This is a genomic window from Catellatospora bangladeshensis (assembly GCF_016862575.1).
GTDB lineage: Bacteria > Actinomycetota > Actinomycetes > Mycobacteriales > Micromonosporaceae > Catellatospora > Catellatospora bangladeshensis.
Genome location: NZ_BONF01000058.1, coordinates 1 through 21,352, shown reverse-complemented (window position 1 = coordinate 21,352; position 21,352 = coordinate 1). Strand labels below are relative to the sequence as shown.

The following is a 21,352-nucleotide window of genomic DNA, read 5'->3' as shown; positions in this document are numbered from 1 at the left end:
GAGTTTGTCAGGCAGCGTCGCCGAGCCTCCTGCGGTCCAACCTAGTTGGGGCAGACTGTGTTCCGAGGTTCGCATCGCGGAAGGTTGAAGTGGCCGAGGATCCCGTCAGCATTGAGCAGGCGCGCGCAGCCCTGGGCAGCCACCTCGCCGCGCTGCGCGCCGCGGCGGGGTACACGCAAGCCACGTTCGCACGGCTCACCTTCTACGGCCGGTCCTCGATCGCCAACATCGAAACCGGTCGGCAGGTGGCGACCCGTGATTTCTGGACGCTCTGTGACCAGCTACTGAGCTCAGGCAGCCTTCTCACTGCTGAACACGACCGTCTGATCGATCTGCGATCCAAGCATTCTCTCGCGTTCCAGCCGGCAAGCGGGCTCGTTACGGCCCTGCCCGAGCATCAGGACACCGGGCTATCGGGCGATGAGCTTCTCACGCACTTGGCAAGGGTTGCCGCAGCATGTGGCCTCGGACCGAACACCCTGGGACGAGGGCGTCGCCGAATCGGCCAGACCGACATCACCCGGCTGCTCGCCGTAACCGACCTCTACCGGTCCGTCGATCGCGAGCGTGGCGGCGGCACCTTGCGCCAAAACCTCGCCGACGTCGCCGAGTCCGCGACTCTCTGGCTGGATCCAGAACTGGCGATCGTCGACCCACCAAACGAGCAGCGGCTCGCCAGCGCCGTCGCCGGAGTCCGCCTCATGGCCGGCTGGACGGCATTTGACGCCGGCTACTACGAGGACAGCCACCGCCACTTCGTCCTAGCCGAACGTGCGGCCGTAAAGGCGCATGATCCACTGCTCACCGCGAGAGTGAGATACTGCCAGACCAGACAGCTGCAGCACCGCCATCACAACGTCGATGCCCTGCACACGGTGCAGTTCGCCCGGACCGAACTCGGCACATCGGCTACGCCAGCGGTCCTGGCCATGCTCCTGGGCGCCGAAGCAGCATCGCTGGCCGCTCTCGGGCGCAGCAATGACGCACGACGGCGCCTGGACGAGGCCAGCACCGCCTTCGCCAGTATCAATCTCCACCACGAGCCCACATGGATGCACTTCTACGACCACGGCGAGCTGTGCGCCCAGTACGGGCGCGTCTATCGCGACTTCGCGCGCAAGCACGACATGGGCCGTCGTCCCGGAGTGCCGAAGCCAGACCCGCAGTACGGCGCGCAAGCAGTCCATTGGGTCGAACAGGCACTTGCCGGGTTCAGCACCGACAGCATCCGATCCTCGATACTCAACCGCATCGGCTTGGTCAGCGCGCTGATGCTCGCCCACGCACCCGATGAGGCCGTGACCGCGGGCTACGAACTGAGTGCCCTGGTCGGCACGGTCGCCTCCCACCGGGTTGCCGAGCGCGTCCGCAATCTTCCTCGCGACTTCGGATCCTACGCCCGGCGCCCCGCAGTCGCTGAGTTCACCAGCACGGTCATCAGCCCGCCACGGACCATGACATGACCAGCGGACGCTTCACCGAAGAGATCATGACTGCGGCGATGCTGGAGATAGCCTCCCGACACGGCTTAAACCCGGCGGGAGCGACGCTGCTCAGGCTGACCAACAACGCCGTGTTCGCCCTTCCGGCATCCGATGTCGTCGTGCGTATAGCCCGCTCGCACCAACCCGGCAACCGCGTAACCAAAGGCGTCGCGCTCGCCCGCTGGTTCGAGCAGGTCAACGCACCCACCGTTCGACTGGCGGGCCCGGAGCAGCAGCCACTGGCTGTCAACGGCATGCTGGCAACGGTCTGGCGGTACCTTCCAGCACGTCAACCGCTCACGATTCGCGATCTTGGCCCGGCACTGAGGGAGTTTCACAGACTCGAACTTCCGCCGTTTCAGCTACCAGACTGGGATCCCGTTGCCGATTCACGCCGAAGACTGGTCGACGCCGAAGGCCTTCGAGACGCCGACCGAGGCGCCATCGAAGCATGGTGTGACGACCTCGAACCGCGACTGGCACAACTGAGGCACAGGCACCCTCGGAGCCTGGTTCACGGCGACGCCCATGTCGGCAACTTGCTGCACGACGGCCAGCGGGTCGTGTTCTGCGACTTCGACCCCATCGGAACCGGCCCTTGGCAATCCGATCTTGCCGCTGTCGCGGTAGGTGAGGCCCGGTTCGACCGCCCCGGCGCCCACCGTCAACTCGTCGAGAGTTACGGCTACGACGTACAAGAAGATCCCGACTGGCCGCTGTTTCGCTCGGCGCGTGAGCTGAAGATGGTTGTCGCAGCCGTTCCCCTTCTGGCCAGCGGGCCGGGCGTGGAGCGCGAGTTCCGTACACGACTCGACACCATCCTCAGCGGTGACCACAACACGCGATGGACACCGTTCGCTGATCTACGTTGATCACACGTCGCAGGGGAACCTGATCTTCTCCAGTCTTCCTTAAGATGCAGGCGTACGTACTCGACCGCAGTCGGCGCGCCGCGGCGACCCTGGAGGTCCTGATACGCCGCACATGCACTATGGCCGGTGATGCGTCAGGTAGTTGGCAACGGTGGTGATGCTGTCCATGGAGGGCATCCGGTTGAGGAACTCAACACCGGCGAGGTGGTCGACCTCGTGTTGTACGACGCGGGCAGCGTAGCCGTGAAAGTCGTTGGTCACCGTGTTGCCTGACTCGTCGAGGTAGCTCACTTGGATGTGCTGGTGACGTGGCACGAGGCCCATGAGCCCGGGAACGCTGAAACAGCCCTCCCAGTCGGTGACCAGTTCCTCTGAGTGTCGAAGGATGACGGGGTTGACCATCTGCGTTAGTGGGTGTTCAGGGCGGTCGGGGAAGACGTCGGTCTTGCGGACCTCTACCACGACCGCTTTCACTGATGCGCCGATCTGTGGAGCGGCCAGGCCTGCGCCGTTGAGCGCCCTGAGTCTCGCCACCATCTCATCGAGCAGGGCCTCCACCTCGCCTATAACGTCGACTGCGGCCGTGGGTGCCTTGAGGCGGGGATCACCGATGGTCACGACGCCTTGGCTGGCGATGCCGGCGATCCAGTCCTGGCTGCTCTTGTACGTGGTCATCGGGATGCCGGTTCCTTTACTCTGGTCATGGTCGACAGTGAAGCGTGAGAGTTCCGGGCGCTGGCGACAACGTCCTCCAGCCTTGCCACGACTCGCCGGTACGGTGGGTAACCGTGAAGGTGACGCGGTCCGAGAGTTCCCTCCTGGCGCAGCAATTCCAGCGACATGAATCCGCACGTCACGGCAGAGTCGAGCATGTCGACAGCTGCCAGAACGTCGCCGAGTTCGGCGAGCGCGTGGAACAGTCGGTAGCGGATGTAGCCGTTGGTGCCGTCTCTGGCCAGGAGGTAATCGATACACTTCCTGGCAGCCGTCTCGTCACGGGCCGCGGCGTAGAGGTTGGCCATCCAGGCGATAGTCCGATGATTCGCGCCGACGTGGTCCTTGTCGAAGCTGTCGGCGCCCTGTTGCCACGTCTTCTGCGCAGCGTCGTGGTGCCCGCGGAGCATCTGCAGGTAGCCAAGCAGTAGCCAGATCGTCACGTCGGTGGGGTCTGCCCGGAGTGCTTCTTCGGCGATGCGCACGGCGTCGTCGATGCCAGCGGGCAGATGGGCAGCGGCTAGCGCCAGCGCCCATCGGGTGTTGGCGTCGCCGCGGTTGACCTGGAGGTACGGACGGCCTACGTCGATGGCATCCTGGTGCCGGCCGAGCAGCAGCGCACACCAGATCTTCAGCTTTGTCGCAGATGGGTGCGTCGAATCCTCTGCCAGCACTGCGTCTGCCAGGGTGTTGGACAGCTCGGCCATGCCGGCGTTCATGAGGGCGCGGGAGTAGGTGATCGTCGCGTCCAGGCTGTCGGGCCGGTTGAGGTAGATGGTCCTGCCAGCCTGGAGGGCGCGGTGGTGCCAGCCCATGTCCCAGCACGCTCGAACGAAAGTCGCGTACGCGGCGACCGAGTCCGGGTCGACTGCCAGCGCCGCCTCGACGTCGCGGAGGGCACCGGCAAGCGCCACCTCCGGTCGGTCGGTCCATCCGGCGAAGTACTGGCGCCATCGGGTGTAGCCGCGGTCGGCGATGGCCAGGGAGAGGCGAGGGTCTCTTCCGACGGCACGGTCGAGCAGCGCCTGGGCTGTCTCTATCTCGTGGCGCTGGTTGCCGTGGAGCATGCCGTGGCCGCGGATGTAGAGCTCGCGGGCACGGTCGTCGATGGCGAGCAAGAGGCGGTCACGGCTGGAAAGCGGAGCCAGGTCTGGGCTTGGCGCGATCAACTCTGAGCCAGCACTCGCGTTGTACGCCGGGTCGGTCAGTCTGGTGGCCGGTCCAAACTCCGGGGTGCCATACCAGGGCATTGACCGGGCGGCAGGCAGTCCAAGCAGCCTTTCGTGTGCAGCGGCCTTTGCGGACCGGCGGCGGTCGGCTTCTGCGAGGGTTTCCACCTGGTCGTATGCGGCGATCAGCTCGCCGTTGGCACCGAGGATCTCGTCAGCGGCGACCCAGAATGCGCGGGGAACGTTCTGCCTGGCTGTTTCAACGTTGGCGATGGAGCTGCGGCCGTAGTTCGTCAGACGGGCCAGCTGCTTCTGCGTGTACTTGGCGGCATCACGGGCAGCTGCCAGCTTGATGCCGAGAGCGAGCCGGGCGTTGTGGACTTCATCTGATACAGCCATGAGCCCTCCGACCCCGCGCTCGGAACACTCGGGGCATTTGACCCCACGTCGAGCCGACAACCACGCCGGCACGCCAAGCATAGATGTCGCACAGATCGATCCCCACCAACAATGCGGGGCTCCATGTCAGTGCAGTGTCGGCACTCATATGGATCTTGGAAGGTGTTTGCCGACAGGAGTGGACGCCGCCAGGGTAGCCGCGACACTCCACGGCGCGGCGATTGTCAGTGGAATGTCGGAGTCGGGGTCGTGGGGTTACCGACATTGGCATCCGCGTCGCTCAATGGACCTTCCTCGCTGCATCACTTGCACTTCGCCTGCGGCGCAGCGCGGGAGCACCACCTGTGTTTGAGCCGCGTCCGGCAGATCGCCGGCGCCATGCCCCTCGAAGGAGGAACCGTGCAGAACCCCACGCTCCACGATGAGGTCGACCTGGACCTCGACATTCAGACCGCCGCAACCGGGCCCGTCTCGTCGGTGCTGATGTCCAGCACCGACGACGGCTGCGACACGGTGAAGACCGGCGACTGCTGAACTCGCGCCTGGTGCCGGGCCCACATCGCGGCTCCGGCACCAGGCCACACCTGACCTGATCTCCACGACTTGAAGGGCGGCAGGGTGACCAAGCAACCGCGGCAGGTCTTTCGCCCGATCGACGCCGCCACCATCCGGGTCAGCACATCCGTGCCCAGTGATGCCGCATGGCCGGAAAGCTGTGTCGTAGCCACAGCCCAGTGGCTGGAGTGGCTCAAAGCTGCCTGGAGGCGCCCCTTGGTGGCGGCAGCCGTCACAGCGGCAAGCCCAGTTCTCGCCGACCGGGTAGCTGCGGCGCTGGAACCGTCGGCCAGGGTGTCGGACCTCGACATCCGGCGCCTCGTGGACTCGCTTGCCAAGTACCTCGTGCGCATGGACGGCCGCGCCACACCGTTCGGCCTATTCGCCGGCGTCGCTCCGCTGGCATTCGGCGATGTGCGCGTGCGCCTCGGTGACGATCACCGCCCTCGCACCCGCTGCGACAGCTCCTGGATCAGCGCAGTCATCAACCGGCTTGAGCGCTGCAGCGCCGTACGAGCGTTGCTGCTGGTTACCTACAACGACCTGTGCTTCGTGCGCGGCGACCGGCTGGTCGTGCCGTGGCAGCCCCATTCCGGTATGCCCCGCCCAAGCACCGAGGAACACGACCGCAGCCGCGCAGCTCATCGAGGTGTTAGCAGCGGCTCTGAACTGCGAACCCTGCGGCTCGGTTCGGCGGTGCGCGCGGTGCTGCACGCCGCCGCCACTCCTACGCCCGTCCCCGATGTGATCAAGGCAGCCGGCGAGGCTGACCCATCGAAGTCTGCGGCGTACTTCGACGCCCTGGTCTCGGCATTGATCGACTCAGGGGCTCTGATCACTTCGCTGCGGCCGACGGGAACTACCCCGGACGTCCTCGCGCACACGCTGACCGAACTCGACCGGTCCGGTGCCGCCGACCTCCCCGAGATCGCCAACCTCGTCCAGGAGCTTCGCCAGGTTCAGGCGCTCATGCAAGAGGCCGACCAGCAGCACTGCACCGACATGGAGGTACGTGCTCGCCTGCGGCGCGACATGCTGCGCATCAGCGATGCCGCCGACCAGCCGACTGTGGTCGACCTCCGCCACGACAGCACCATCACCCTGCCGCCGGGCGTGGCCGACGAAGCCACCGCCGCCGCCGAAATTCTGTTGAGGCTGGGGCCAGGCCCAAACATCCACTGGGCTGCCTACCGTGAGGCGTTCGCGGCCCGATACGGCTTCGGTGCCCTCGTTCCGGTACGTGAGTTGACCGACCCTACCGTCGGCCTCGGCTTCCCAGCACACTTCGCCGCCACCTCCGCCAACAGTCCCGTAACACCACGTGATGCGCTGCTGCTGCGGCTGGCCCAGCAGACGTCGATGGACGGCCGCGGCGAGCTGGTCATCGACGACCGACTATTGCAGACGATCGAGGCCGACCCGACGGGCATATTCCGAACCGCCTCCAACCTCGACGTCGCTTTCGAGGTGCGCGCGCTGACCGCCGCCGACCTTGCCGATGGGCGCTTTGACATGAGAATCCGAGGTGTAGGTCGGTCGGCCGCCTCGACCACCGGACGGTTCCTGGACCTGTTCGAAGACTCCGACCGAGGCCGGATGTTGAACGCCTATCACAGCGTGCCTGCTTACACCGTCGGCGAGATCGTCGCCCAGCTTTCTTCGCCACCGAACACCGCCGGCTTGGAGAACGTCGTCCACACCCTGCCCGTCGTCGACCACGTGATCGCACTCGGTGAGCATCGGCCAGTCCTCGCGCGACATCTTCAACTAGACGATCTTGCGGTGATGGTCGACGACGTCCGGTTCTACCTGGTGTCGATGGCGCGACGGTGCACCGTGCAGCCGTTGATGGGTAACGCGGCGGCGCGGCACACCATGCCGATGATCGCAAGGTTCCTGGCGGAGGTAACCCGGGCCACGGCGGCCCCGGTACGTCTGTTCGACTGGGGTACGGCTGCGCGGCACCTGCCGGTTCGGCCCAGGGTCCGCTATCGGCGCACGGTCTTGAGCCCAGCGCAGTGGCGGGTCGACGGCTTCGAAGGCTTGGACGCCGACGGATGGAAAGCGCGTATCGAGGAGCTTCGCCAGCGCGGCGTCCCAGGCCGGGTGGAGGTCGGCCGCGGCGACCAGTTGCTACGGCTGGACCTCGATCAGGCCCGGGACCGAGCCGTGCTGCACCAATACGCCCGGGGCCGATCCAGCCTCACGCTCACCGAAGCACCCGCCCGCCACGACTTCGGATGGCTCGGCGGTCGTGCACACGAGGTCGTCATCCCACTGATCTCCACCGCCGCGCCGTCGCCGACGCCGCAGGTGCTCACGTCCCGCGCGCCTCTACCGATGGTCACCGTTCGGGACCTGGTCCTGCCCGGCGACGGCATCCTGCTGGCCAAACTCTACGGGCCCCGTGAACTCGTAGATGCGATCCTCCTCGACCACCTGGCAAACCTGTTGGCGATGTGGCAGCGGCCGCCACAGTGCTGGTGGATACGCTTCCACGACACATCCGACCATCTGCGCCTGCGGCTGCACACCGACGACTACGGCCACGCGGCCAAGCGCGTAGGGCTTTGGGCAGCCGAGCTTCGGGAGCTCGGCCTGGTCACCAGGCTGGTGCTGGACACTCATCAGCCGGAGACCGCCCGCTACGGCACCGGCCCCATCATGCGTGCCGCCGAGGACTTCTTCGCCGCCGACTCGGCCGCCGCCGAATCACAACTTCTGACGCTGCGGACGCATCGCCATTGGCCGCGCGAAGCCCTCACCGCGGCGAGCCTGCTCGATCTCAGCTGCGCCATCACGGGAAGCCGGGCAGACGGGCTGCAGTGGCTAGTCGATCACCCAGGAAAGGAGCCCGGAGGCCGGCGGCCCCGGCTGCACCCGGACATCGTGCGCCAGACCCGCTCACTGGTGGCGCAGGCGCCGACGGAGCTGACCCAAGCGTGGCAGCACCGCCGGGTAGCAGCTGCGGCCTACGCCGAGCTGCTGCGCGAACCGGACACTCACCTTCGGCCCGACAGCGTGCTGGGTTCGCTGCTTCACCTGCACCACGTCAGAGCGTACGGCATCGACGGCGAGGACGAGTCCCGCACCTACCGGCTCGCCCGCGCCGCCGCACTGGCCGCAGTCCGAGACACCTCCGACAGGACTGGCCGATGACCCTGACCAGCAGCCAACGCGCACGAGCGGCAGCGATCTCGCAGCAGTTAGCTGATCAGCTCACCGAGCCGCCACAGCCGAACTTCGACGACGGTCCCGCCAGTGGCTTGTGGCACGGCCAGGCTCTGTCGAAAGGCGCGATCGGGGTCGCGGTCCTGCACGGCGTCCGGGCCCGCGACGGCCTGGGCGACCCCGCCCGCGTCCTGCCGTGGGTCAGAGCCGCCACCTGCGCACCGTTGTCGGTGGCGGCCGGGTCGGGGCTGTGGTTCGGAGCCCCCGCCGTGGCGTTCGCACTGCGCACCGCAGCTCCCGGCCGCTATCTGCCCACCATCGCGAAGCTCGACGCCAGCATCGACGACGCCACCGCCCTGCGCCTCGACGCCGCCGAACAGCGGATCAGCGACGGCCGGCACCCGACCGCCGACGAATTCGATCTTGTCCGAGGTCTCACCGGACTGGGCACCTACCTGCTGCACCGCAGCCCTGCCGATCCGCTCCTGACGAGATTGCTGACCTATCTGATCAACCTCACCGCACCATTGCCGTCGCCGCACCCCGGCGGCGCAGCCGTGCCAGGTTGGTGGACACCGTCCCCGCTGCCAGGACAGACCGGACCAGCCGACGGTGGCCATGCCAACCTCGGTGCCGCCCACGGCATACCCGGTCCACTGGCACTGCTGGCGATCGCGATGCGCCACGGCATCACGCTGCCCGGCCAGGCTGAGGCGATCGACACCATCAGCAGCTGGCTCGAACAGTGGCGACAGCCCGGACCGGCAGGCCCATGGTGGCCCGAGCACATCACCCTTCCCGAGCTACGAGTCGGCGCCACCCGCCAAGTAACGTCCCGCCGCCCGTCCTGGTGCTACGGAACGCCCGGCATCGCCCGAGTCTTGCAGCTCGCAGCCATCGCTGCCGGCGACTCCGAACGGCAGCAGTCAGCCGAAACAGCCCTCGTTCGCTGCCTGAGCGACCCCGGCCAGCTCCGCCAGATCACCGACCCCGCACTGTGCCACGGCTGGTCCGGCGTAGCCCTGACCGGCCTGGCCGCCGCGGAAGACGCCCTGACCGAACACCTGCCGCAAAGTCTCACCTTCGCCGTAGACGAGCTGCTCGAACACGCCCTCGACCCCATGCCTGAGGAGTATCCAGGCCTGATACTCGGCAAGGCAGGCATCGCGTTGACCCTGCACCAACTCGCCCATCCTCACAGCGAAGCAGCCTGGCAAAGCTGCCTGCTGATCAACTGACGACAGGCCCGCGGCGATGACATCCGAATTCGGTACGACCTGGCGGCAGCTCAACGTCTGCTGCGCCGACTGGCAGCACGCTGAACAAGCCGGCATCCTTCTCGGCCCGGTGCTGGACACAGCCCAGATGGAGGGGCAGATCAACAGCTGGTGGTTCGTACGCAAGCGCCAGTGCTGGCGCGTGCGCCTGCATTCAGCCGACACCGACCCACTCCCCGTAGCGGTAACCGACCTGGTCGAGCAGCTACGAACGACCGGTACCGTCCAACGCGCCGACGAGGTCATCTACGAACCCGAAGTACATGCGTTCGGCGGCCCGAACGGCATGACCCTCGCCCACCACCTGTTCCACCAGGACAGCAGCCAAACCCTGACCTACCTCGCCACAGCAGGCAGCCCTCGTCGGCTCGAGCTCGGGCTACGGCTGGCGATGCGACTGATGCGAGCAGCCGAGCTGGAGTGGTACGAGCAGGGCGACGTCTGGGCACGCATCGCCGCCCACCGCCAGACACCTGCAACCCGGCCTTCGACACGGACGGTGCAGCGCATCGCGCACCTGATCACCGCACGACACGAGACAGACCGAAGCCCGCTCCACGCACAACCAGCCTGGCCTGCCGCATTCGACGACGCCGGCACGCAGCTCGCGGCGATGGCCGCCGGCGGGCAGCTGACTCGCGGACTGCGAGACCTCCTCACACACCATCTGCTCTTCGCGTGGAACCGCCTCGGCATCCCCGCAGCCGAACAGCACCTGGCCGCCGACACCGCCCGAGCACTCGTCTTCGACTACCCGCCACACGCCCTGGCGCGCATCCTCGATCCGCGCCCCGACCCAGATAAGGTGACACCGATGCCGACCGCCACCACAAACGCCGACCAGCTCCGCAACCAGCTGGCCGACACCATCGCCGCCCGCGGAACCTTCAAGACCCCAACCGTGGAGGCCGCGTTCCGCACCGTGCCGCGCCACCAGTTCCTGCCAGACGTCCCACTCGCGGACGCCTACGCCCCGCGGCCCGTCGTCACCCGCCGTGCCGCCGACGGACAGTCCCTGTCCTCGGCCTCCAGCCCGAACCTGGTCGCCGAAATGCTCGAACAAGCCGGACTGCTGCCCGGCCACCGGGTCCTGGAGATCGGCGCCGCCACCGGCATCAACGCCGCCCTGATCCGCGAAATCGTCGGCGACACCGGCCGGGTGGTCACCATCGAGTACGACCCCGAACTCGCCGACGGCGCCCGGGACGCCCTTGCCCGTGCCGGCTACACCGACGTCACCGTCATCGCAGGCGACGGAGCGCACGGAGCGCCTGACCACGGCCCATACGACCGGATCATCGTCACCGCCGGCGCATGGACCATCGCCGACGCCTGGTGGCAGCAGCTCACCCCCGACGGCCGCATCATCGTCCCGCTGCGCCTGCACGAAAGCGGCCTCACCCGCTGCCTCGCCCTCGACCGCACCACAGCCGACCACCTGACCAGCACCACCAAACCGCTGGTCTGCGGGTTCGTCCCGATGCGCGGCCTCGACGAGCACGACGACCACCACGTCGTCCTCCACGGCGACCTCGCCATCCGCCTCGACAGCGCCGACAACCCCGACCGCGGCGCCCTCGCCACCGCCATGGATCACCCACGTCAGGAGTCCTGGACCGGCATCCAGGTCGGCGACCACGACCCCATCGGCCACCTCGACCTGTGGCTACTCACCCACACCGACAAGCCCTTCGGCCGGCTCAGCGTCGGACCGAACGCCAAAGCCGCCCAGCTGGCCACACCCGCCTACCGGTGGGCCGGTGCCGCCATCTACGACGGCGGCACCATCGCCTACATCGCGTTCCGCAACACCGGCCCGGACGTTGAGGAACTCGGCGTGATCGCCCACGGTCCGGCAGCCCAGACCGTCGCCACGGCGATGATCGCCATGCTCCAGCAGTGGGACGGCGCTGGGCGGCCGGACACCCCCACCGTTGACGTCCACCATGGCACCGCGAGCCGCACCGCAGCCGTCTTCACCAGGCAGAACTGCCTCATCAGCGTCGCCTTTTAGTTCACCACGAAGGCCAGGCCGTTCCCGCACTCCTGCGGAGCGGCCCGGCCTTGGCATACCCACCGCGCCGCCACCCCCGCACCGCCAGCAACGCCCCTCCACCCGCGCCGTTCATGCACGGAGCACTCACTATGACTCGCCAGTTGACGGCAATGGCCGCCCGGTTCCCCCTCACACCCCGCACGCGACCTCCGGCCCGGCCCCTCGAAACACGTACGACAAGGTTGGTGGGCCTGGCTACGTCTGCGCACGACCGCAACGACGCCGAGCAGGCATCCACTGCGTTCAACGGCGCAGCCCTACTCGCATCGGACTGCGGCGACGCCGACCTCGCCGCACACTGGTGCCGCTGGCACGCCAACCTCTACCTAACAAAACCGAAGATCGACGCACGCGGTATCCGCTACGCACTCGAACCCGTGGTCAACCTCGCCCGCCTGCTCACCCGGGCAGGCGACGGCAGCAGCGCACACCGGCTCCTCACCAACCTGCACCACGCCGTCACCACCAGAACCGCAGCCAGCATCGGCGGCGTCGACATCCCAGCCGACCGCTGGGACCCAGACATCGCGCACCACCCCGAACTGCTCGACTGGCTGCAACGCGTCCTGCTCACCGATGGCACCCGTGCCCTGGTCACCGCAGGCCAATGGCAGCGGGCCGCCGAACACGCCCACCAGCGACAAGGGATCACCGACCAACTCCACGAGGGCCGCCAAGTGGCAATCCTGGCCGCGACACTGAACGACGACCCCGGCCAGGCCACCGAGCTCCTACTCGCGACACGACCCCACGAAGACTGGGAACGCTCGATCCAAGCAGTCCTGCAGGCAATGTGTAACCCGCTCGGAAGAAAAGACCTCCGCCGGACAATCCTCGGCGTGATCGCGCGACAGCAGCCAACAACGGGACAAGGACTTGCGGTCTACCGCACACGTCTCGGGCTGACGGCCATCGACCTGGCCCTACCAGCCCTAGACGCCGACTCCCATCGCTACTACCAGCAGCTCTGCGACGAGGCCCTGGCCGACCAGGACGGACACGCCATCGTCGACCTCCTGCGTCATCCGCTCGCACCATCAGACACCGACCACCCGCTTCACGAATTCCGCAGGGCCTGCGGGCTCGGACGCGGCGAACTACCCGTCGACCAGCGGACCCAACTGCGGGCCGCGCTACATCAAGCCGCCCGTGCCATCGCCGACGACGTCCCATCGCAAGCTGCCTCGCACTGGGCCGCCTTCGACCCCACGTAGGCACCAGCGACCATGGTCGAGGCACTACGACGATCGCCATCTGACAGGAGTACATCATGCGCAGCGTGCAAATGGCACTCGGCCGCACCTTCGGGGTGACGTTCGACCACGGCGAGGACTTCTTCGCAGCCCTCGCCGAGTTCTGTACGGCCAACGACGTCAGGCAGGGGATCATCCCCAGCTTCATCGCGGGGTTCGCCGAAGCGACGATCGTCGGCACCTGCAGCAAGATGGAGAACCCGCAAGCACCGCTGTGGGACTCGGTCTACCTCACCAACGCCGAAGTCCTGGGAGCCGGGACCGTCGCCTTCAACCCCGACGACGACACGATCTCACCGCACATCCACGTCGCGATCGGGCTCAAAGAACGTAGCGCGGTCGGCCACACCAGCCACCTACTCGAGGCCAAAGTCCTGTTCCTCACTGAGATGACGTTCGTCGAGGTCTTGTCGCCGGACATGCGGCGCCCCCGCAACCCGGACCTCTACGACGTACCCCTGCTCACCTTCGGCGCCAGCTGACCCGGCCCAACAGCCCTGCTCGCATCCAGCGTCGCTCCTCAGCCCACCGCAGGGCCGCTACGTGATGCCGAGCGCGTTGCCCGTACCCGTCACGTCGATGATCTTTCGAGGCTGGGCGTTGATGTTGACGACCTTCAGATGGACGCCGTTGCCTCTGGCGAATGCCGCGGTGTCGAGTAGGACGGCCAGGCCGTGGGCGTCGATGAATTGCACCTGACCGAGATCCAGACACGTACGCGCAGGACCAGCTGCGATCGCTGCACGCAGCCGGATACCGGCGCATTCTGCGGTCAACAGATCGAGGTCCCCCGCCAGATCGATCTTCGCGAGACCGTCGACGGTCACCGTCACTTCGGCAGTGTTCCCCGAGTCTTCTGCCATATCCCAGTCTCCCGTACCCGGCGCCACCTCTCCTACGGCCGCCGGACCGATGGCCGAGGCCGCGTGCCCGACCTCCCATCGGCCACCTGCCCCCTTCTTCACACCGACCGGACTCACTCTGCCGACGCCGACAACCACATCAGGTGGGCTCGGGCTCTGTAGGACTCGAGAGCCTTAAGGCTGTCAACGGCGCCTGCTGCTCGGTCTGGCCGTCGGGCGTCTCTGCTGCGGGATGTTGATCGTGGCCCTGCAGTCGGGGAACGAACTACAGGCCAGAAACGGACCATGGGCACTGACGCGCTGGACCATGACACCCAGGCCGCAACGCACACATGCCTGAACCGACGACGGCACGACGGCACCGGCAGTGTCGATCTCGACCGGGTCGATACTGCCGTCTTTAAGCAGCTCTGCCACGAACACCGACTCCCGGCCGTGTACCGAGATCAGCACAGCCTGGTGGCGTGCCCGGGTCAGCGCCACGTAGAGCAGGCGTCGTTCCTCGGCGTGGGGATACGGGTCAGGTGCAGCCATGGCAAGGTTGAGCACGGGATCGTCGACGACCTGGGAGGGAAAGCCGAGCCGGCCCCGGGTCAGGTTCGCCACGACCACATAGTCGGCTTCGAGCCCCTTGGCACCGTGGACGGTCTTGAACGCCACGTCGAGGTTGGCCGGATGCGTTGCGGGCACGAGGCTGCGATCGGTGCGGTAGCGGCCGAGGACCAGCACTGATGTGCGCCGATCACTCTCGGCGCGATCGTGTTCGGTGGCCGTGCTGATGCGTTCGAGTTCGGCCGCGACCGCAGCCCGGATGTCGCCGGCGGTGTTATTGGCGGGATAGAGCAGCCGAACACGTTGGCCGCCGGGCCCGGACGCCGCTTTGACAGTCTTCGGGATCTGCCGGTCGTTCTTGCCGACGAACGCGCTGGACACGTCGCAGATCTCCTGCGTACAGCGAAACGTCGTCGACAGGTGCAGCCGCGGCCCGCGGCCGAACCAGCGCTCATGCTCGCGCATGATGCTCAGGTCGGCGCCGGCGAAACGGTTGATCGCCTGCCAGTCGTCGCCAACCGTCAGCAGGTATCTGTCTGGCTGATTGACCAGTGCCCGGACGATACGGGCACGGGCCTGGCTGGTGTCCTGGAACTCGTCGACCAGGACCATGTCATAGGGCATCTGCGCCGCACCGCTCTCCAGCATCTGAGCGGCGGTGACGAGCATGTCTTCGAAATCGACGCCGCCTTCGTCGGCCAGGGCCTGCTGCCACGCCCGGTGGACCGGCCAGTACACCGACAGGAAATGCCTGGTCCGGGCGGTGTCCAGCACCGGTGATGCACGCAGCTTGGCCTCGACGGCTTCCTCGGTCAGGTCGCCGGCCTTGACGTGTGCCATGAAGGTGCGCAGCAGCCGGGCCATGTCTTCGTGGGACGCGGGGACCGCGTCGCGGTCGACGCTGGGCCGGTCGGGGTTCCAGTCCAGGCTCAGGCCTACCGATGTCAGCTGCTCGCCGAACGCGACGAGGCCGTCCGCGCCCATGATCGACGCCCACGTCGTCTCGATCAGCCGAGTCCCCGTGCGCTGGTGCAGGTCCCGTTTCCAGGCCATACCTTCGGCGTAGCCGCGGAACTCCGCTGGTGACCGCCCGTCGGCGTCCAGCGCCCAGTGCTCGTGCCAGACGTCGACCGCCGGGTAGTAGAAGTCGGGATGGTACTGGCCGTGCTCGGCGGTGGCGGTGTCGACGACGAACGGCCGCTCGTACTCGAAGCCGACGCCGTTGAGGTACAGGAAGTCGGCGATGATCTTCTCGCCCTGGCTGCGGACCAGGTGGCCGGAGTACGTCCGGTGCCGGGCGGTCTTGCTGTCGCGGTCCCAGGCGTCTCCGTCGGCGCCCTTCGGGTCGTCGCTGGTCCGGGCGTACAGCAGCCGGTAGGTGTCGTAGGCGTAGCGGAACCTTGTGGAGGAGTCGCGCAACCGGTCGACGATCTGCAGGATCTTGTCCTGGCCCTGGCCGCTGTCGACCCAGGAGGCGACCCTCGGTTTGCGGCCGGTGACCTGACCGATCACACCCAGGCCGAACGCGTGAAACGTCGACGCGGTCACCCCTTCCGCGCGTAGTCCGACGGCGGCAAGCCGGCGCTGCAGCCGCTGCTGGAGCTCCTTGGCCGCGTCCTGGTTGAACGCCAGCAGCAAGATCCGTTCCGGGGCCACGAACCCGCGGGCGATCGCGTACGCGGTCCGGGCCACCATCACCGACGTCTTACCCGACCCGGCTGCCGCGACCACGTTCACCCGGTTGTCCATGCAGACCACCGCACGCGCCTGTTCGAACGTCAGCGGCGTGGACTCCACCCGCCGGAACAGATCTCTGCGAGCCTGCAACTCCGAGCGAAGGATCTTCTGGTTGGCCTCTGCCAGCCACCGCACCACGTCCAGGCGCCACAACTGCAACGCGTCACGCTCAGCTTCACCGAGCAGATCCCACACCGCATCCAGCCGGCCCCGGTGCTGCTCGCCCTGCGGTCGGCCGTCGACCAGCCGCCGCATCGTCTCCGTACTGATCCATCGTCCGTCAGCCTCCGCCTGGTCGGCGGTGGCCAGCACGTGCTGTGCCCATGCCGAGATCTCCGCGATGTGCGGCCATGCGGTGAGGAAGGCCTGCAGCCGCTCGGCGGGGCGGCGACCGACACCGGTCAACGTCCTCAGCTCCCGGCCGACCTGAACCTCGACGACGTGACGCAGCCACCGGCGGATGACACGGACTTCGCCTGCGGCGCCTGGCCGAAGGGTGAGCGTCCGGTCGGGCAACGTCAGCAGCAGCTGCCCGCCGCGTAGCTCCAGTTGCCAGTCGCGCGTCCCCCTGCGGCCGGTCCGTCCCCAGGTCGTGTTGCTCGTCTCCATGTTGCCGGGCCTCCCCCATGCCGACATCCGCGCATCGGGCCGCGGATCCGGATGAAGTTGTCGCCTCGGAAACACGGCGCGCCCGACCCGCGGTGCCGCCTGTCATGCCGCCATCAATGATCGCTTGCACCTCCATCAATGGCCACTCCCGCAGCACGCAAAGGCTTGAGTGAACACTCGCCGGCAACAGCGCGTACAGGCATTCAGCCATCGCGAGCAGCTCGCGCAGCGTCATCGACACCTCGCGGCGTTGTCGTGCACATGCTGCGAGCATCGCGACCAGGTGGCCTGCGGCCGCGTCGAGGACGTGACCAACGCCTGCGGCCACAGCACGCCGCTGCTTTGGCGCTGCGGCAGCCGCCGTAGCTGCGGTTGTCGGAGATTGTCGGAAGTCGGTGCTGACCGCTTGCGGACCGTGCAGGTCTGGCATTGACTTCGGACAAACTGTCTATGCGTGCCACCTCACACGGGGGTCGTCGTGACCAACACATCGGATAACGCAGCCGACGCCCGCCTTGCGTTAGGTAACCGGCTCGCGCGGCTGCGCCAAGCCGCAGGCTACACCCAAGAGTCCTTCGCGCCGCGAACGTTCTATGGGCGATCTTCCATCGCCAACATCGAAACCGGTCGCCAGGTTGCGCCTCGTGAGTTCTGGATCAGATGCGACGAGGTCCTGGGCACTGGCGGCGTCCTCACCCAAGCCCACGACCGGCTCAACTTCGCCGAATATCATCGCCACGTCGGAGCGCTGAGCCTCGACAGTGCATCCGGCCTTCCCACTGACTCATGGGGCCTGACCAGTCAGGAAGTCGGGACGACCAGCTCATGCCTGATCTCGTGCGGCGATGTCATTCATCGCGGTGACCGTCCCTGTCCCGAGCAGCGACCACCGGTCGATCTTGGATACGTTGAGCACTGGAACCGGCTGCTCAGCGTGCTCGTCGCCTCCGGCAACGCTGCCGGAGGCCACGGGCTCATCGACATCGTCGCTCACGAGGTCCGGATCATCGCCGAACATGCTCGATCTGCTCCAGGCCCCACCGCGACGGCACTTCGGCTGACGACCGCACGGTGGCTGGAGTTCGGCAGTTGGGTCGCCGACAACCAGGGCAAACACGCCACCGCGAGTACCTGGCTCACCCACGCCCACGACCTCGCCGTCGCCGCAGACAACGAGATCATGGCCGCCTACCTGCTGATGCGGCGAGCCCAACAGGCCACTGAAAACGGCGACCCCCAGACCTCGCTCGCCCTGCTCGGTCAGGTCAACCTGGCACGGATGCCAGCCCGGATCGGCGCGCTGCTGGCGACCCGATCCGCGCAGGCCCATGCCGCACTGCGCAACGGCCCAGCCGCCCGCCGCGACATCCGGCGCGCGTTGAGCATGCTCGACCACGGCGACACCTCCGACGCCCTCGACACCGAACTGGCCGACCACAGCACCGTCGAATACGTGCTCGCACATGAAGGGATGTGCCTCTCGAGCCTGGCCGAACCCAACGGAGCGGTCGCCGCCCTCGAAAGCGTCCTCAGCACCTGGCCGCACACCCAACGCCTTGACGAGGGCCTATTCCGAGCACACCTCGGCTTCGCGCACGCAGGTACCGGCGACCACGACGCAGCCGTCACCGAGACCCGGCGAGCGCTGCAGATCGGCGTGCAGACCCACTCAACGCGTACGCTGCGAGTCGTCGGGCAGATCATGAATCTCGACCTGCGGGGCGCGGCCGACCACGCCGACCTCGCCGCGCAGTGGACCGCAACCAACGAGCAGAGGGCGATCCGGCAGCGATGAACATCCTCCCCACGACCACCGCAGCCGAGGTCGCGACCCAAGCAGCACGCGTGGCCGTCATCCCGGTCGGCAGCTTCGAGCAGCACGGCTCACATCTGCCGCTGTCCACCGACACGATCATCGCGTGCGCGATCGCCGAAGCGATCAGCGCCACCTACGGCCTGTTCGTGCTCCCGCCGATCCCGATTGCCTGCTCGCACGAGCACGCCGCCTGGCCCGGCACCGTCAGCATCAGCTCCGCCACCCTCCACCGGCTGCTCAACGACATCATCGACTCCCTGCGCCGATCCGGAGTCCACAAGGTCGTGATCGTCAACGGCCACGGCGGCAACTACGTGCTGGCAAACGTCGTGCAAGAGCTGTCGGTCGACGGTCCCGACGTCGTCCTGTTCCCCGGACGCGACGACTGGGACAAAGCCCGCGACGACGCCGGCCTTGCCTCGAGCGGGCACGAAGACATGCACGCCGGCGAGATCGAAACGTCGGTCCTGCTACATGTCGCCCCAGAGGCTGTCAGGCCGAACTACCGGCAGGCCGACAGCGACGGCACCGACCGACGAAAGCACCTGCTCACCCTCGGACTGCAGGCCTACACCCAGTCAGGTGTCGTCGGTCGGCCCTCCCTCGCTGACGCTGGCAAGGGCAAGGCGGTGCTCGACAGCCTCATCGAGTCCTTCGGCGAGTACCTGATAGTCCTGAACCAGGACCGTCACACACCGCGGTGATGACGCGGCCGCACCGGACCGGAAGCTGGACCGTGGGCGGGCCGACCGGAATTGGTGGCGGGGCCGAGCACGGCTGCTAGCCCAGGCGGTGTCACGACCCGTACTCCGCGAGCACTCGCCAGCCATCCTGGGCTGCTTTCACGAGCCAGCAGCCAGCTGCGGCTCCGGCCGAAGCGGCTGGCCAGGACGGGGGTCGGTGCGCCATCTCCCGCGTGAGGGCTCCAAGGCCCCGGGGCAGTTAGGGCGTCGCCGACCCCCGACCAGACCAGCCGATCAACCCTCGTCCGCCGTGGCCGGAAACGCCGCGTCCTCGTCGTACACGGTCGCGTGACGCAGGCAGTGGTGCAGGCAGTTCAGCAGCCGGGCGTACACCCGGCGCAGCGCCGCAGCATGGCCGTCACCACAGCCCCGCCGGTGGTCATAAAGGTCCCGGACGCCCTGCGACCGCGTGAGCGCAGAAAACGCCCACCGGTAACCGATCGTGGCCAAGACCGGATTGACCTTGCGGCGATGGCTGATCTTCGTCGCGGTCCCGCTCGCCCACGTGATCGGCACCGCGGCACAGAACGACCGCAGGCTGCGAGGGTCGGGAAAGCGGCTGAGGTCGTCACCGAGCTCACCGAGCATCCTGGCGGCAAGGACGGTGCCCATACCTGGGAAGCTGCGGTAGACCTCGGCGTGCGGGTGCCGATCGAACAGCTCCTGCAGCTGCGCGAGCTGCTGCTCGCCGATGGCAAGGTGGGTGTCGAGCTGATGAAGCAGAGTGAGGGCGATCTGGCCCATGGTCTCTTCAAGCTCGACCGGTTGGCGCAGCTGGCGGGTGGTGAACAGTGCATGTAGCCGGTCGGCTTGGGCGGCAACGAGCCGAATGCGGCCTCCGCCGACAAGCAGTGCACGCAGCTTGGTCGGCGTGAGTCGCGCAGCTTGGGTGGGGGTGGGTGCCGCCGAGAGGATGACTCGGGCTTCACGGCGGGTGATGCCGCCGTCATAGCCCGCCCACGCCGTCACGGCGGCGGGAAAGTAGGAGTGCAGCAGCGAGCGTAGGCGTTGGCTGGTCAGTGTTGCGGACTGCACGGTGCGCCGGTGGGCTCGGGCCATCTCCTGGACCGCCTGGGCGTGGACGGACGGCTGAGGCTGTACGGGCTGCACGTGGCCGTCGACGCGCAGGATGTTGGCCAGAAGCAGGGCGTCTTGGCGATCGGACTTCTTCGGTTGGGCGCTCCACCGGTTGCGATAGTTGGCGACCCGCGTCGGGTTCAGAACGACGACCGTCTGACCTGCCTGGCGCAGCCCCGCCACCATGAGCCCCCGTCCGGTCTCGATCGCGATCGGGATGGAGCGGCGGTTACGGCGGACCTCACGCAGCGCGTTCAGCGCCGCGTTCAGGCCATGCAGGTCGTTCGTGACGCGCAGCTGGACCACGGGATTGCCGGCATCGTCGGTGACGGCCAGGTCGTGGTGGTACACGCCCCAGTCCAGGCCCGCCCAGAACCGCATAGGCATTAAGGCGACCCTCTCTTGGCCAGCACACGTAGGAACGTCAGGCGATGGGGCGCAACACGGCGAGCACCATCCAGCACGATGGTAAATAAATTTACCAGGAGTGTCGACTTGGACTCCCCGCCGTCAATAGCCAAGCCTCTGGTGACACCGACCCGAACATCCCGGAGGCGACGTGCCGCGCGGCCACGGCGACCAACCACCCCGCACCTACATCACCAGCGGACAGTGGCCCCACGCCACCCTGCACCCCGACGCCCCACCCGGCGCCCACTACACCCAAGAGATCGCCCGACGACTGGCCGCAGCCATGACCGCAACTCCCACCAGCGCACGCGCACTGGCCAAGCGCGCAGACATTAGCCACCCCATCATCGGCCGCATCCTCAACGGCGAAGGATCAACCGACATAGGCACCATCGCCCGGCTCGAGGTCGCGCTTAACACCCAGCTGTACCCCACAGGCATGTACCGGGAACTAGGTTCGCCAGGCACGGAGTAGCAGCCGTTGCCACGCGGCAGCAGGATGCCGTCTGCCGCGGCCGCGCGCTACGGCGGCACGAGCCGGCATCCGAGGCGCGACAAACCTCAGCCATCCTGTCCGAGCCTAGGCCGTGCCAG

16 protein-coding genes are annotated in these 21,352 nt (G+C 67.4%); 11 read left to right on the top strand and 5 right to left on the bottom strand.

The window, feature by feature from the left end:
- The first annotated feature begins 89 nt into the window (after positions 1-89).
- Together Cba03nite_RS36735 and Cba03nite_RS36730 are read left to right on the top strand one after the other, a co-directional pair.
- On the top strand, positions 90-1,463 hold the full coding sequence (locus tag Cba03nite_RS36735; RefSeq protein WP_239126292.1) for a helix-turn-helix domain-containing protein: 1,374 nt from the start codon (positions 90-92) through the stop codon (positions 1,461-1,463).
- The gene (locus Cba03nite_RS36730) at positions 1,460-2,356 is read left to right on the top strand and encodes a phosphotransferase enzyme family protein (RefSeq protein ID WP_203756726.1); all 897 of its coding nucleotides are present in this window, start codon (positions 1,460-1,462) and stop codon (positions 2,354-2,356) included. The genes Cba03nite_RS36735 and Cba03nite_RS36730 overlap by 4 nt, the downstream gene beginning before the upstream one ends.
- Before the next feature lie 117 nt (positions 2,357-2,473).
- Here the strand turns inward: Cba03nite_RS36730 and def are convergent, their stop codons facing one another.
- Positions 2,474-3,031, bottom strand: a complete 558-nt coding sequence (gene def, locus Cba03nite_RS36725) for a peptide deformylase (RefSeq protein ID WP_203756725.1) — start codon at positions 3,029-3,031, stop codon at positions 2,474-2,476.
- Positions 3,028-4,638: a helix-turn-helix domain-containing protein gene (locus Cba03nite_RS36720; protein ID WP_203756724.1), complete on the bottom strand. Its 1,611-nt coding sequence runs from the start codon at positions 4,636-4,638 to the stop codon at positions 3,028-3,030. Before Cba03nite_RS36720 ends, def begins: the two co-directional genes overlap by 4 nt.
- A gap of 399 nt (positions 4,639-5,037) precedes the next feature.
- Between Cba03nite_RS36720 and Cba03nite_RS36715 the strand changes: the two genes are divergently transcribed.
- The 6 genes from Cba03nite_RS36715 to Cba03nite_RS36690 all read left to right on the top strand — a co-directional run bounded on the left by Cba03nite_RS36715 (position 5,038) and on the right by Cba03nite_RS36690 (position 13,432).
- Positions 5,038-5,172 (top strand): FxLD family lantipeptide, encoded by a 135-nt coding sequence (locus tag Cba03nite_RS36715; protein WP_203756786.1) that lies wholly within the window; start codon positions 5,038-5,040, stop codon positions 5,170-5,172.
- An 84-nt stretch (positions 5,173-5,256) separates the two neighbouring features.
- A complete protein-coding gene (locus Cba03nite_RS36710; protein WP_203756723.1) occupies positions 5,257-8,352 on the top strand; it encodes a lantibiotic dehydratase in 3,096 nt (1,031 codons plus the stop codon).
- Positions 8,349-9,602 carry a lanthionine synthetase C family protein gene (locus tag Cba03nite_RS36705; RefSeq protein WP_203756722.1) on the top strand — a complete coding sequence of 418 codons (1,254 nt, stop codon included), beginning with the start codon at positions 8,349-8,351 and terminating at the stop codon, positions 9,600-9,602. Before Cba03nite_RS36710 ends, Cba03nite_RS36705 begins: the two co-directional genes overlap by 4 nt.
- A 16-nt stretch (positions 9,603-9,618) precedes the next feature.
- Positions 9,619-11,655: a methyltransferase, FxLD system gene (fxlM, locus tag Cba03nite_RS36700; RefSeq protein WP_203756721.1), complete on the top strand. Its 2,037-nt coding sequence runs from the start codon at positions 9,619-9,621 to the stop codon at positions 11,653-11,655.
- 227 nt (positions 11,656-11,882) lie between these two features.
- A complete protein-coding gene (locus Cba03nite_RS36695; protein ID WP_203756718.1) occupies positions 11,883-12,911 on the top strand; it encodes a hypothetical protein in 1,029 nt (342 codons plus the stop codon).
- Positions 12,912-12,967: 56 nt separating this feature from the next.
- Positions 12,968-13,432 (top strand): PPC domain-containing DNA-binding protein, encoded by a 465-nt coding sequence (locus Cba03nite_RS36690; RefSeq protein ID WP_203756715.1) that lies wholly within the window; start codon positions 12,968-12,970, stop codon positions 13,430-13,432.
- 57 nt (positions 13,433-13,489) lie between these two features.
- On the opposite strand, the gene Cba03nite_RS36685 is transcribed toward Cba03nite_RS36690, so the two are convergent.
- Entirely contained in the window at positions 13,490-13,783 is a 294-nt protein-coding gene (locus Cba03nite_RS36685; RefSeq protein ID WP_203756712.1) for an STAS domain-containing protein, read from the bottom strand.
- A 213-nt stretch (positions 13,784-13,996) separates the two neighbouring features.
- Complete coding sequence (locus Cba03nite_RS36680; protein ID WP_203756709.1) at positions 13,997-16,711, bottom strand: UvrD-helicase domain-containing protein; 2,715 nt, start codon at positions 16,709-16,711, stop codon at positions 13,997-13,999.
- Positions 16,712-17,189: 478 nt separating this feature from the next.
- Between Cba03nite_RS36680 and Cba03nite_RS36675 the strand changes: the two genes are divergently transcribed.
- Complete coding sequence (locus tag Cba03nite_RS36675) at positions 17,190-18,506, top strand: helix-turn-helix domain-containing protein (protein ID WP_203756707.1); 1,317 nt, start codon at positions 17,190-17,192, stop codon at positions 18,504-18,506.
- Entirely contained in the window at positions 18,503-19,231 is a 729-nt protein-coding gene (locus Cba03nite_RS36670; protein ID WP_203756706.1) for a creatininase family protein, read from the top strand. The genes Cba03nite_RS36675 and Cba03nite_RS36670 overlap by 4 nt, the downstream gene beginning before the upstream one ends.
- A gap of 273 nt (positions 19,232-19,504) precedes the next feature.
- Here the strand turns inward: Cba03nite_RS36670 and Cba03nite_RS36665 are convergent, their stop codons facing one another.
- A complete protein-coding gene (locus Cba03nite_RS36665) occupies positions 19,505-20,728 on the bottom strand; it encodes an IS110 family RNA-guided transposase (RefSeq protein ID WP_203756705.1) in 1,224 nt (407 codons plus the stop codon).
- A 313-nt stretch (positions 20,729-21,041) separates the two neighbouring features.
- On the opposite strand from Cba03nite_RS36665, the gene Cba03nite_RS40700 reads away from it, so the two are divergent.
- Positions 21,042-21,233 carry a helix-turn-helix domain-containing protein gene (locus Cba03nite_RS40700; RefSeq protein WP_373315805.1) on the top strand — a complete coding sequence of 64 codons (192 nt, stop codon included), beginning with the start codon at positions 21,042-21,044 and terminating at the stop codon, positions 21,231-21,233.
- The last annotated feature ends 119 nt before the right edge of the window (positions 21,234-21,352 follow it).